Origin of the sequence: Tabrizicola flagellatus, assembly GCF_008271465.1 — a bacterium.
GTDB classification, from domain to species: domain Bacteria; phylum Pseudomonadota; class Alphaproteobacteria; order Rhodobacterales; family Rhodobacteraceae; genus Tabrizicola; species Tabrizicola flagellata.
On sequence record NZ_VMDU01000001.1, the window covers coordinates 484,438 to 495,798 of the forward strand.

Consider the following 11,361-nt stretch of genomic DNA (forward strand, 5'->3'; position numbering starts at 1 on the left):
GAGGAGACTGAAATGGCACATGTCGTCGTACTGGGCGCCGGACTTGGCGGCGCCATCATGGCCTACGAGCTGAAGGACCAGCTGCGTCCCGAGGACAAGGTGACGGTCGTCACCAAGGATCCGCACTATCACTTCGTGCCCTCGAACCCCTGGATCGCCGTGGGCTGGCGCGACCGCGAGGACATCACGGTGGACCTCGCCCCGACGATGAAGAAGAAGGGGATCGACTTCATCCCCGTCGCGGCCGAGAAGCTCCACCCCGAGGAGAACCGGATCGAGCTGGTGGACGGAAAGTCCGTCAGCTACGACTACCTCGTCATCGCCACCGGGCCGGAACTGGCCTTCGACGAGATACCGGGCTTCGGCCCGCATGGCGGCTATACCCAGTCGGTCTGCCACATCGACCATGCCGAGGCGGCGAAATCGGTGTTCGAGAAGCTGGTGGCCAACCCCGGCCCGGTCATCATCGGCGCGGCGCAGGGCGCGAGCTGCTTCGGCCCGGCCTACGAGTTCCTGTTCATCCTGGAAACCGCGCTCCGCCGCGCCAAGGTGCGCGACCGCGTGCCGATGACCTTCGTCACGCCCGAGCCCTACATCGGGCACCTCGGCCTCGACGGGGTGGGCGACACCAAGGGCCTTCTCGAAAGCCAGATGCGCGAGAAGCACATCAAGTGGATGACCAACACCCGGATCAAGAAGGTCGAGGAAGGCCACATGTTCGTCGAGGAAATCAACGACGATGGCACGGTGAAGGCCGAACGCGACCTTCCCTTCGCCTTCTCGATGATGCTGCCCGCCTTCCGCGGGATCAAGGCCGTCTCGGGGATCGAGGGCCTCTCGAACCCGCGCGGCTTCACCATCGTGGACAAGCACCAGCAGAACCCGAAATACAGGAACATCTTCGCGGTGGGTGTCTGCGTTGCGATCCCGCCGATGGGCCCGACCCCCGTGCCCTGCGGCGTGCCGAAGACCGGCTTCATGATCGAATCGATGGTCACCGCGACCGCCCACAACATCGGCAACCTCGTGCGCGGCAAGGAGCCCGACTCGGTCGGCACCTGGAACGCCGTCTGCCTGGCCGATTTCGGCGACGGGGGCATCGCCTTCGTGGCCCAACCCCAGATCCCGCCGCGCAACGTCAACTGGTCGTCGTCGGGCAAATGGGTCCATCTGGCCAAGGCCGGTTTCGAGAAATACTTCATCCGCAAGCTGCGGAAAGGCACCTCTGAACCCTTCTACGAAAGCCTCGCACTGAAAGTGCTGGGGATCGACAAACTCAAGGAAACCACGAAAGGATAAGTCCATGACCCTCGATGCTGCCGTTCTGCGCTTTGCCGGCGTGATGGTGCTGCTCAGCGTCCTGCTGACCGTCTATGTCTCGCCGCTCTTCGTCTGGTTCACCGTGTTCATCGGGCTGAACCTGATCCAGTCGTCCTTCACCGGCTTCTGTCCGGCCGCTGCGGTGTTCCGCAAGCTCGGGGTCAAGAAGGGCTGCGCCTTCGAATAGGAGAAGATGATGGCAGAGATCCTGGAAGGCTTCGGCGGCACCGCCGAACAGGCCAGCCGCGCCGTGGCGCTTCTGAAGTCGCTGTCGCACGAGGGTCGGTTGCAGATCCTCTGCCTGCTTGTCGATGGCGAGATGAACGTCACCCAGCTGGCCGAGGCCCTGCGCGCCAGCCCCGTCACGGTCTCGCAGCAGCTGATGCGGCTGCGGGCCGAAGGGATCGTGCAGACCCGGCGCGAGGGGAAAAGCGTCATCTACAGCCTGGCGCAGGAAGAGGTGGCCAGGATCGTCACCGCACTGCGCGACACCTTCTGCCGCGCCAGGATCGCAAGCTAACCCAGCATCTGCCCGCAGGGCGGCATGATCTGCTGCCTTGCGCTTGCCGCGCGGACTGGCTAAATGAGCGCTGTGCGGGTGTAGCTCAATGGTAGAGCAGAAGCTTCCCAAGCTTACGACGAGGGTTCGATTCCCTTCACCCGCTCCATCACCTCTCTGCGGCGATTGACAGGCGATCCGCGCCGGTTGACCTTCGCGTCACAGCCACCGGAGCCTGTCATGCCGCGCCCTCTTCTCGCCCTGCCCCTCTGCCTCGCCCTCGCCGCCTGCGTCGAGGACAGCGGCCCCTCCGAGCCCTATCCCTTCGTCGGCCGCTGGGATTGCGGGGTGCAGACCTTCACCTTCACCAACACCACCTACAACAACGGCAGCCGGACCTACCCGATCCAGTCGGTCAGCCGGCAGGACCGCACCTACACGCTGCGCTTCGCCGACGGCTACATGATCATCCTTGCCGCAGTCACCGACACCGGCCTGACCTGGATCTCGGGCGCGACCGGCGACCAGTTCAACTGCCGCCGGCTCTAGGTGCTTCCGTTCCGCGCCGGAACCGGCTAACCAGCCGGCCGACGCCAACAGGGAGACAGACATGAACACCGACATCACCCGCTACGGCACCGGCCCCCGCATGTCCGAGGCCGTGGCCTACAACGGCATCCTCTGGGTCGCGGGACAGCTCGGCGAACCGCGCGGCTCGGTCGCGGAGCAGACCGCCCAGGCCCTGGCCGAGGTGGACCGGATCCTGGCCGAGGCCGGCACCGACAAGACCCGGATCCTCTCGGTCCAGATCTGGCTCGCCGACATGGCGACCTTCGCCGAGATGAACTCGGTCTGGGACAAGTGGGTCCCGCAGGGCCACACGCCCGCCCGCGCCACCGGCGAGGCGAAACTTGCCACCCCCGACTACAAGGTCGAGATCATCGTCACCGCCGCGCTGAAGTAACTTCGCCCGCCAAGCCCAAGAATTTTCGACGAAAATTCTTGGGCACCGCCTAACGCAGAAATTCGACCAAAGCCGCCGTGGAGCCGTCCTTGCCCTCGGTGCCCGCCTTGCCTTCCAGCACCGGTTGCAGCGCCAGCGCCAGTTCCTTGCCCAGTTCCACCCCCCACTGGTCGTAGGAATTGATCCCCAGGATCACCCCCTCGACGAACACCCGGTGTTCATACAGTGCGATGATCTGGCCCAGGGTGAAGGGTGTCAGCCGGTCGTAGGCCAGCACCGTCGAGGGCCGGTTGCCCGGGAACACCCGATGCCGCGCCTGCCGTTCCAGTTCCGCCCCGGTCAGCCCCTTCCGCGCCATGATCGCCCGCGCCTCATCTAGGCTGCGGCCCCGCAAGAGCGCCTCGGCCTGCGCCAGGCAATTGGCGACCAGAAGCAGGTGCTGATGCACCAGGTCCGGCTCATGCCCGCGCCGCGCCACGAGGAACTCGCAGGGCACGACCCGAGTGCCCTGATGGATCAGCTGGTAGAAGGCATGCTGGCCGTTCGTGCCCGGCTCGCCCCAGACCACGGGGCCCGAGTGCGTCTCCAGGTCCGACCCGTCGATGGCGACGCGCTTGCCGTTCGATTCCATCTCCAGCTGCTGCAGATAGGCAGGCAGCCGCGCAAGCCTTTGATCATAGGGCAGAACCGCCCGCGTGGCATGGCCGCAGATCTGGTTGTGCCAGATGCCGACCAGCGCCAGCATCACCGGCATGTTGGCCGCGAAGGGCGCTGTCAGGAAATGTTCATCCATCGCCCGGCCGCCGGCGAGGAACTCCTCGAACCGCTCCGGCCCCACGGCGATCATCAGCGCCAGGCCGATCGGCCCCCACATGGAATAGCGGCCGCCCACCCAGTCCTCGAAGCCGAAAACCCTCGCCGGATCAATACCATAGGCGGAAGTCCTGTCGCGCGCGGTCGAAACGGCGGCGAACTGGGCCGCCGGATCGGCCACCTTCGCCGCCATCCAGCGCTTCGCCGTGTCGGCATTGGTCATCGTCTCGATCGTGGTGAAGGTCTTCGAGGCGACGATCACCAGAGTCGTCGTCGGATCAAGGCCTTGCAACACGTCGTGAATATGCGCCCCATCGACGTTCGAGACGAAATGGCAGCGCGGCCCGTCATGGTAGGGCGCCAGCGCCAGCGTTGCCATGGCCGGGCCAAGGTCGGATCCGCCGATCCCGATGTTCACCACATCGGTGATCCGCCCGCCCTGTCCCTGGAACGCCCCCGAGCGCACGTCGCGCGCGAAGGCCGCGCAGGCGGCGCGGATCCGGCGCACCTCGGGCAGCACGTCCTGCCCATCGACGCGGATCACCGCCTCGTCTCCGGCCCGCAGCGCCACATGCAGCACGGCGCGGCCTTCGGTATCGTTGATCTTCTCCCCGGAAAACATCGCCGCGCGCTTTTCCGCCACGCCCGAGACCTCGGCCAGTCGCACCAGGGCGGCACGGGTAGCGCTGTCGATGTTGGTCTTGGAATAGTCGAACAGCATCCCGTCGGCAGTCACCGAGAAATCGCCCGCCCGGCCTTCGTCAAACAGATCAAGGATATGGCGGCCCTTGTTCACGTCGTGAAGCCGCTGCAATTCAGCCCATTTGCTCATGTCATTCCGCCCAATGCACGGTTGCGCTGTCGAGGACGGCCCGGACGGGCGCCTCCTGCGGGCTCAGGGTCATCGCGCGCTCCAGCGCCGCGCGCTTTTCCGTCCCGGTGATCAGGATGTGGATGTTGAATGCCTCGCGCAGCACCGGCGCGGTCAGGGTGACGCGCGGCTCGCCCGCCGCCTCGGCACGCAACGCCATCAGGATCGGCGCGTCGGGCGCCAGCGCCTCCTCCAGCCGGTCGGCGCCGGGAAACAGGCTTGCGGTGTGCATGTCCGCCCCCATGCCCAGCAGGAGGACCGAGATCGGCAGATGCGGCCGGATCCCGTCGGCCAACGCCTCCAGCATCTCCTCGGGCGTCTCGGCGGGCGCATAAAGCGGCACCAGCCGCGCCGGCGCCGCCCGGCCCCGCAGAAGCCGCTCCCGCACCAGCCGGGTGTTCGACCGGTCCGACGACTCGGGCACCCAGCGTTCGTCGTTCAGGATCACCGCCACATTCGCCCAGTCCAGATCCACCCCCGACAGCGTGTCGAAGATCGGCCCCGGCGTGGTCCCGCCCGGCACCGAGAAGGTCGCGCTGCCCTCTCGGCGCAGGAAATCGCCCAGCTGGCCGGCGATCAGGTCGGCCAGCCGCAGCATCATCAGATCCCGGTCGGGGTAGGTTTCCAGGTTCATTCGCGTATCTCCCGCCAGCGCCGCCCGTCGCGGTGCATCAGCATCAACGCATCTTCCGGGCCCGAGGATCCGGGGTCGTAGGTCTGCGGCTTGTCGCCCCGCGCCTCCCAGCCCTCGATGATCGGGTCGGTCCAGGCCCAGGCCGCCTCGACCTCGTCGCCGCGCATGAACAGCGTCTGGTTGCCCCGGATCACGTCCATGATGAGCCGCTCGTAGGCGTCCGGCACATCCTCGGCCTCGGCCCCCAGCGCATCGGCGAAGGACATGTCCAAGGGCACCTGCATCAGCCGCATCCCCCCGGGTCCTGGTTCCTTGATCATCACCATCAGGTTCATGCCCTCGTTCGGCTGCAACCGGATGACAAGCACGTTCTCGTGCCAGCCGGCCGCGTCATCGAAGATCGCATGCGGCGGCTGCTTGAAGGTGATGGCGATCTCGCTGGCCCGCGCCCGCAGCCTCTTGCCCGTGCGCAGGTAGAAGGGCACCCCCTGCCAGCGCCAGTTCGAGATCGCGACCTTCAGCGCGATGTAGCTTTCGGTCCTCGACTGCGGATTCTCGGCATGTGCGAGATAGGACTTCTCGCCCTGCCCTGCCCCGTATTGCCCGCGCACGATGTCCTCGGGCGGGACCGGCTTCAGCGCGCGGATCACCTTCAGCTTCTCATCGCGCACGGCATCGGGGTCGAAGTGATAGGGCGGTTCCATCGCGATCAGGCAGAGAAGCTGCATCAGGTGGTTCTGCACCATGTCCCGCATGGCGCCCGACTTGTCGTAATAGGCGCCGCGGCCGTCCACGCCCACGGTTTCCGCCACCGTGATCTGGACGTGGTCGATGTATTCGGCCTTCCACAAGGGCTCGAACAGGATGTTGGCAAAGCGCACCGCCATCAGGTTCTGGACGGTTTCCTTGCCCAGGTAATGGTCGATCCGGTAGATCTGCGTCTCGTTGAAATGCCTGGCCAGCACCGCGTTCAGCGCCTTGGCGCTCGCCAGGTCGCGGCCGAAGGGCTTTTCCACCACGATCCGGCTCCAGGCATCGGCGATGCCATGTTCCGACAGCCGCTGCGCGATGTCGCCGAAGAGGCTGGGCGCGACCGAGAAATAGAAGGCCCGGACCACGTTCTCGCGCATCAGCTTCTTCAGCGCCGCCCAGCCGTTCGTGCCGGTGGCGTCGATCGCAACATAGTGCAGACGGCCGATGAACGCCTCGATCGCCGACTTGTCCTGCCGCGCCTTGGGCACGAACTCGGCCAGCGCCTCGCGCACCTGGTCGCGGAAGCCCTCATCGGTCAGATCGGCCCGGGCCGCCCCGATGATCCGGCTCTCCGCCGGCATCTGCCCGGCCACGAACCGCCGATAGAGGCCCGGCAGGATCTTGCGGCGCGCCAGATCGCCCGTGCCGCCGAAGATCACCAGATCGAAGACATCCACCGGAATGACGCGCGAGACCATGGCTTTCTCCTCGGAAGGCTGTTAGCGCTAACGGGCGCCTTCTACAGCCTGCCCGACCCCATGTCTAGCAGTCAGCACGGGCCGGGCCAACCGGCGGCGTCGTCACGCCTCCAGCTCGGCATCCCAGTAGAGGTAATCCATCCAGCTGTCGTGCAGGTGGTTCGGCGGAAACCGGCGGCCGTGCGCCTGCATCTCCTCGGCCGTCGGCGCGCGCGGCGGGCGGCGCAGGGAGAGGCCCGACTGTTTCAGCGTCTTCGAACCCTTGCGCAGGTTGCAGGGGCTGCAAGCCGCAACCACGTTCTCCCAGCTGGTGATCCCGCCGCGCGACCTCGGCACCACATGGTCAAAGGTCAGATCGCCCTTCGCGCCGCAATACTGGCAGCAGAATTCGTCCCGCAGAAAAAGATTGAAGCGCGTGAAGGCCACGCGCTTCTGGGGTTTGACGTAATCCTTCAGGACGACCACCGAGGGTATCCTGAACTCCTGCCGCTGGCTTCGGACGACATGGTCGTATTCGGCGACGATCTGCACCCGGTCCAGGACGGCCGCCTTGATCGCCTCCTGCCAGGGCCACAGGCTGAGCGGGTAGTAGCTGAGCGGGCGATAGTCGGCATTCAGCACCAGCGCCGGATAATGCTTCAGCGCCGCCGGATCGCGCACGAACTGGGTTCTGAAATCGCCGTCCATTCCGTCAAAGACTCCGCGCTTCGCCCGTCGACCGTTCGGCCAGCAGGGCGGGGAGTCCCGCCCCGTCAGCCGAAACTATATCTGGCGTTTCCGCCATGGCAACCCCCAAGCGCCAGAGTGTCGCTGCGGGTTTTCCACAGGCCTTCTGCCCGATCCGGGTAACATCACGGTGACATTCGCGGCCCTGACCCGCGCCCTTCGGCCGGCCGGTTGCCGCGCAATCCGGCCCCATCCGCGCGGGTCGGGGTTGCGCCTGCCGGCCGCGCGCCGGTATCAGACGGCGATCCACAGCGGAGCCACCGATGCCCCTTACCCGCCGCCTGATGCTGCTCTCTGCCGCCGCCGCCCTCGCCGCCTGCGGCCGCGCACCACAGCCGCCCGTGACCCGTGCGCCGATGGCGCCCGGCGCCACGCCCGAGATGCTGGCGCTGGTGGACCGCTACGCCGATTTCCACGAAATCCCGCGCAGCCTGATGCACCGGGTCGTCCGGCGCGAAAGCGGCTACAATCCGGCCGCCCGCAACGGGCCCTATTACGGGCTGATGCAGATCCATCCGCAGACCGCGCGGACCATGGGCTACAACGGCCCGCCCGAAGGCCTGCTGGATGCCGAAACCAACCTGACCTATGCCGGCAAGTATCTCCGCGGCGCCTGGCTGGTCTCGCGCGGGTCCGAGGACCGTGCGGTCATGTGGTATGCCAAGGGCTATTATTACGAGGCCAAGCGCCTGGGCCTCCTTTACGAAACGGGTCTGCGCACCTAGCTGTCTCCGGTCAGGCAGGGGGGCGCATGGCCGAGAACCGACCCGATATCTGCGTCCTGTCGAACCCGCGATCGGGCACCTCGCAACGCAACCCCGGCGCGGTCGAACGCGCCATGGCCGTGTTCGGCGCCCGGGCAGAGCTGCGGCCCTTTTCCGGCGATCCGGCGGACGAGGCCGCGCGCGCGGTGCAGGACGGCTTCCGCATCGTGGTCGCGGCCGGCGGCGACGGCACGGTGGCGGGCGTTGCCCATGCTCTGGCCGGAACCGGGGTCGCGCTGGCCGTCCTGCCCTTGGGCACCTTCAACTACTTCGCCCGCGGCCTGAAGATGCCCGAAGCCCCCGAGGCCGCTGCCCGTGCCATCCTGGACGGCGCCCCGCATGACATCCGGGTGGGCACGCTGAACAGCCGCGTCTTCCTGAACAACGTCGCCATCGGCCTCTACCCCGCGATCCTCGAGGAACGCGAGGCCGTCTATGCCCGCTTCGGGCGCTATCGCCTTTTGGCGCATCTGGCCTCGCTGCGCACGATCCTGCGCTTTCAGAAACCCTACCGGATGGAGATCTACCAGGACGACACCCGGCACAGCATCCGCACGCCCATGGTTTTCGTCGCCCGCTCGGCCTATCAGCTCGACCAGTTCGGGCTGCAAGGGGCCGAGGCGATCTCGGACGACCGTTTCGTGCTGTTCCTCGCGCATCAGCAGACGCGGCTCGGATTCCTGCGCCTCGCCTGGCGGCTGGTGCGGCGGCGGGTGGACCATGGGCGCGACGTGATCGTCTCCACCCCGCGACGGATCGCGATTGCGGTGCGCGGGCGGCGGCGCATCGCCGTGGCGCTCGACGGCGAGAAGCTGAAGATGCGCCTGCCGCTGCGGATCCGGCTGAACGATCACCTGTTGCAGGTCATCCTGCCGCCGGACAAGCTGGCCGGATGAGCCGGATCCTGCACCTTTCCGACCTGCATTTCGGCACGGTCGATGCGCGGCTGGTCGATCCGCTTGTCGATCTGGCGCATCGGCTGAAGCCGGATCTCTGCGTGGTCTCGGGCGATCTGACCCAGCGCGCGCGGGCCGACCAGTTCCGCGCGGCGCGCGCCTTTCTCGACCGCCTGCCGGCCCCTGTGCTGCTGGTGCCCGGCAATCACGACATGCCGCTTCACAACCTGCCCCTGCGGCTTCTGGCGCCGCTGGCGCGCTACCGGCGCGCCTTCGGGCCGCTGACCGAGCCGCAGGCGACCCTCCCCGACGCCGTGGTGCAGGGGCTGAACACCGCAAATCCGCTGGTCTGGAAATCCGGTCGCCTGCGGCGCGCCTCGATCCGGCGACTGGAGCGGACCTTTTCCGAGGCGCCGACGGGGCACTGGCGGGTGGCGGTGATGCACCATGCCCCGGTCCCGGCCGCCGACGGCACGCCCGCCGATATCGCCGATCCCGCCGGGACGCTCGCCGCCCTCGCCCGCGCCGGGGCCGAGATCGTGCTGTCCGGCCATACCCACATGCCGCACATGGGCCTTGCCGACACGGCGGCCGGGGTGCTGTTCCTCCAGGTCGGGACCGCCCTGTCCACCCGGCTGAAGACCGGCAGCAACGATCTGGCGCTCCTCAGCCTTTCGCCGGGGGTGGTGAGGGTGGAAAGCTGGCTCTCCCCGCCCGGAGCACGCGGATTCGAGCCCGGCCCCGCCCGGACCTACCGGCGCCTGGACGGGGTATGGAACGAGGTTGACAAAGCGTAAACGTCCGCGGGCAACCGATTGGATTTGCAGTGGTATCCGGAAATGTCCACCGTGGACATCAATACCAGGCATCGGCCACGGCGGCCTTCTTGCGGGCGACGAAGTCGTGCAGGGCGTCGCGGACCCCCGCGTCCAAGGGTGGCGCCTCATACTCCGCCAGCCGCTTCTTCCACAGCCGGTTCGCCCGGGTCGCGGCGTCGGTGGACCCCGCCGCCTCCCATTTCTCGAAGGGTTCGTTGTCCGACAACTCGCTGTCCCAGAACGCCGTCTCATAGTGCCGCATCGTGTGCGAGCAGCCGAAGAAATGGTTCCCCGGCCCGACCTCGGCAAAGGCCTCGACCGCCAGCTGGTCGTCGTCGATCTTCACCCCGTCCAGATAGGCATGCAGCGCGCCGCAAAGGTCGGCATCCAGCATGAACTTCTCGTAGGACATGCTGAGGAGACCGTCGAGGAACCCGGCCGAATGCAGGATGAAGTTGGCCCCGCAGTGGACCGCCGCCAGCATCGACATCGTCCCTTCCATCATCGCCTGCCCGTCCGGCAGCTTGGAAGTGGTGAAGTTCCCCGAACAGCGCAGCGGCAGGTTCAGCCGGCGGGCGAGCTGGCCGATCACCTGGCTCCCGATCGCCGGTTCGGGCGTCCCGAACGTGGGCGAGCCCGACCGCAGCGACATCGACGACAGGAAGTTCCCGAAGATCACCGGCGCGCCCTTCCGCTCCAGCTGGGTCAACGCGCAGCCGGCCATCGTCTCGGCCAGCGACTGCACGATTCCGCCCGCGTTCGTCACCGGCCCCATCGCCCCGCCCAGGATGAACGGCACCACCACCGCAGCCTGGTTGGCCCGCGCATAGGCGCGCAGCGATTTCGTCATCGTGCCGTCCCAGACCAGCGGCGAGTTCACGTTGACGTTGCCCAGGATCACGCAGTTCCGATCGACGAAATCGGCGCCGAACAGGATCCGGCACATCTCGATGCTGTCCTCCGACCGCTCCTCGGCGGTGACGGACCCCATGAAGGGCCGATCCGACAGCACGATATGGGCCAGCACCATGTCGAGATGCCGCTTGTTCACCGCCACGTCGGTCGGTTCACAGATCGTCCCGCCGGAATGGTGGAAGTTGGGGCTGGACTGGGCCAGCTTGATGAAGTTGCGGAAGTCCTCGATGGTGCCGAAGCGGCGGCCGCGGTCGAGGTCCATCACGAAGGGGCTGCCATAGGCGGGCGAGAACACCACGTTCCGCCCCCCGATCCGCACCGAATTGGCCGGGTTCCGCGCGTGCTGGGTGAACTCGGCCGGGGCGGATTTCAGGATCTCGCGCAGCATGCCGGGCTCGAACTTCACCAGCAGGCCCTCGACCTTCGCCCCGGCCCGCCGCCAGTGGTCCAGCGCCACCGGGTCGTCGCGGAACTCGATCCCCGTTTCGGCCAGTACCCGGTCGGCGGCACGCTCGATGCGGACCAGGTTCTCTTCCGACAGCACGTCATAGGTCGGGATGTTGCGGACGATATAGGGCCGGCCCACCCCCTGCCCCTTGTGCGCCCGCTCCGCCTGACGCGCCTGCCTTCCCGACCTGACCCTGACCTCACCCATAGCCACCCTCTCCCGCGAAACTCGACAGTTGTGTC

13 protein-coding genes and 1 tRNA gene are annotated in these 11,361 nt (G+C 67.1%); 9 read left to right on the forward strand and 5 right to left on the reverse strand.

What is annotated here, in order from left to right; genetic code table 11:
• Positions 1 to 12 precede the first annotated feature (12 nt).
• The 6 genes from FL625_RS02345 (at position 13) to FL625_RS02370 (ending at position 2,783) form a co-directional block, all read left to right on the forward strand.
• Positions 13 to 1,299, forward strand: coding sequence for an NAD(P)/FAD-dependent oxidoreductase (locus FL625_RS02345; protein ID WP_149587011.1), 1,287 nt, complete (start codon positions 13 to 15; stop codon positions 1,297 to 1,299).
• Between the two features lie 4 nt (positions 1,300 to 1,303).
• Positions 1,304 to 1,507: a YgaP family membrane protein gene (locus FL625_RS02350; RefSeq protein ID WP_149587012.1), complete on the forward strand. Its 204-nt coding sequence runs from the start codon at positions 1,304 to 1,306 to the stop codon at positions 1,505 to 1,507.
• A gap of 9 nt (positions 1,508 to 1,516) precedes the next feature.
• Positions 1,517 to 1,840 carry an ArsR/SmtB family transcription factor gene (locus tag FL625_RS02355; protein WP_235019283.1) on the forward strand — a complete coding sequence of 108 codons (324 nt, stop codon included), beginning with the start codon at positions 1,517 to 1,519 and terminating at the stop codon, positions 1,838 to 1,840.
• Positions 1,841 to 1,914: 74 nt separating this feature from the next.
• Positions 1,915 to 1,988: transfer RNA gene (locus FL625_RS02360), tRNA-Gly, on the forward strand.
• A 71-nt stretch (positions 1,989 to 2,059) separates the two neighbouring features.
• Positions 2,060 to 2,368: a hypothetical protein gene (locus FL625_RS02365; protein ID WP_149587014.1), complete on the forward strand. Its 309-nt coding sequence runs from the start codon at positions 2,060 to 2,062 to the stop codon at positions 2,366 to 2,368.
• Between the two features lie 61 nt (positions 2,369 to 2,429).
• Complete coding sequence (locus FL625_RS02370; protein WP_149587015.1) at positions 2,430 to 2,783, forward strand: RidA family protein; 354 nt, start codon at positions 2,430 to 2,432, stop codon at positions 2,781 to 2,783.
• Between the two features lie 49 nt (positions 2,784 to 2,832).
• Here the strand turns inward: FL625_RS02370 and pgi are convergent, their stop codons facing one another.
• From pgi to FL625_RS02390, 4 genes are all read right to left on the reverse strand, one after another.
• Entirely contained in the window at positions 2,833 to 4,428 is a 1,596-nt protein-coding gene (gene pgi, locus FL625_RS02375; protein WP_149587016.1) for a glucose-6-phosphate isomerase, read from the reverse strand.
• A gap of 1 nt (position 4,429) precedes the next feature.
• On the reverse strand, positions 4,430 to 5,101 hold the full coding sequence (gene pgl / locus FL625_RS02380; protein ID WP_149587017.1) for a 6-phosphogluconolactonase: 672 nt from the start codon (positions 5,099 to 5,101) through the stop codon (positions 4,430 to 4,432).
• A complete protein-coding gene (zwf, locus tag FL625_RS02385; protein ID WP_149587018.1) occupies positions 5,098 to 6,552 on the reverse strand; it encodes a glucose-6-phosphate dehydrogenase in 1,455 nt (484 codons plus the stop codon). The genes pgl and zwf overlap by 4 nt, the downstream gene beginning before the upstream one ends.
• A 102-nt stretch (positions 6,553 to 6,654) precedes the next feature.
• Complete coding sequence (locus FL625_RS02390) at positions 6,655 to 7,239, reverse strand: HNH endonuclease (protein WP_149587019.1); 585 nt, start codon at positions 7,237 to 7,239, stop codon at positions 6,655 to 6,657.
• Between the two features lie 302 nt (positions 7,240 to 7,541).
• On the opposite strand from FL625_RS02390, the gene FL625_RS02395 reads away from it, so the two are divergent.
• From FL625_RS02395 to FL625_RS02405, 3 genes are read left to right on the forward strand one after another with little or no spacing between them, the layout of a single operon-like run.
• Positions 7,542 to 8,003, forward strand: a complete 462-nt coding sequence (locus tag FL625_RS02395) for a lytic transglycosylase domain-containing protein (protein ID WP_235019284.1) — start codon at positions 7,542 to 7,544, stop codon at positions 8,001 to 8,003.
• Between the two features lie 26 nt (positions 8,004 to 8,029).
• A complete protein-coding gene (locus FL625_RS02400; RefSeq protein ID WP_149587020.1) occupies positions 8,030 to 8,938 on the forward strand; it encodes a diacylglycerol/lipid kinase family protein in 909 nt (302 codons plus the stop codon).
• Positions 8,935 to 9,735, forward strand: coding sequence for a metallophosphoesterase family protein (locus tag FL625_RS02405; protein ID WP_149587021.1), 801 nt, complete (start codon positions 8,935 to 8,937; stop codon positions 9,733 to 9,735). The genes FL625_RS02400 and FL625_RS02405 overlap by 4 nt, the downstream gene beginning before the upstream one ends.
• A gap of 58 nt (positions 9,736 to 9,793) precedes the next feature.
• On the opposite strand, the gene FL625_RS02410 is transcribed toward FL625_RS02405, so the two are convergent.
• On the reverse strand, positions 9,794 to 11,326 hold the full coding sequence (locus FL625_RS02410) for a trimethylamine methyltransferase family protein (protein ID WP_149587022.1): 1,533 nt from the start codon (positions 11,324 to 11,326) through the stop codon (positions 9,794 to 9,796).
• Positions 11,327 to 11,361 lie beyond the last annotated feature (35 nt).

Excerpts from the sequence above, each read along its gene's own strand:
- FL625_RS02345 (WP_149587011.1), top strand. The coding sequence starts at position 13 with ATGGCACATGTCGTCGTACTGGGCGCCGGACTTGGCGGCGCCATCATG.
- FL625_RS02350 (WP_149587012.1), top strand. The coding sequence starts at position 1,304 with ATGACCCTCGATGCTGCCGTTCTGCGCTTTGCCGGCGTGATGGTGCTG.
- FL625_RS02355 (WP_235019283.1), top strand. The coding sequence starts at position 1,517 with ATGGCAGAGATCCTGGAAGGCTTCGGCGGCACCGCCGAACAGGCCAGC.
- FL625_RS02365 (WP_149587014.1), top strand. The coding sequence starts at position 2,060 with ATGCCGCGCCCTCTTCTCGCCCTGCCCCTCTGCCTCGCCCTCGCCGCC.
- FL625_RS02370 (WP_149587015.1), top strand. The coding sequence starts at position 2,430 with ATGAACACCGACATCACCCGCTACGGCACCGGCCCCCGCATGTCCGAG.
- pgi (WP_149587016.1), bottom strand. The coding sequence starts at position 4,428 with ATGAGCAAATGGGCTGAATTGCAGCGGCTTCACGACGTGAACAAGGGC.
- pgl (WP_149587017.1), bottom strand. The coding sequence starts at position 5,101 with ATGAACCTGGAAACCTACCCCGACCGGGATCTGATGATGCTGCGGCTG.
- zwf (WP_149587018.1), bottom strand. The coding sequence starts at position 6,552 with ATGGTCTCGCGCGTCATTCCGGTGGATGTCTTCGATCTGGTGATCTTC.
- FL625_RS02390 (WP_149587019.1), bottom strand. The coding sequence starts at position 7,239 with ATGGACGGCGATTTCAGAACCCAGTTCGTGCGCGATCCGGCGGCGCTG.
- FL625_RS02395 (WP_235019284.1), top strand. The coding sequence starts at position 7,542 with ATGCCCCTTACCCGCCGCCTGATGCTGCTCTCTGCCGCCGCCGCCCTC.
- FL625_RS02400 (WP_149587020.1), top strand. The coding sequence starts at position 8,030 with ATGGCCGAGAACCGACCCGATATCTGCGTCCTGTCGAACCCGCGATCG.
- FL625_RS02405 (WP_149587021.1), top strand. The coding sequence starts at position 8,935 with ATGAGCCGGATCCTGCACCTTTCCGACCTGCATTTCGGCACGGTCGAT.
- FL625_RS02410 (WP_149587022.1), bottom strand. The coding sequence starts at position 11,326 with ATGGGTGAGGTCAGGGTCAGGTCGGGAAGGCAGGCGCGTCAGGCGGAG.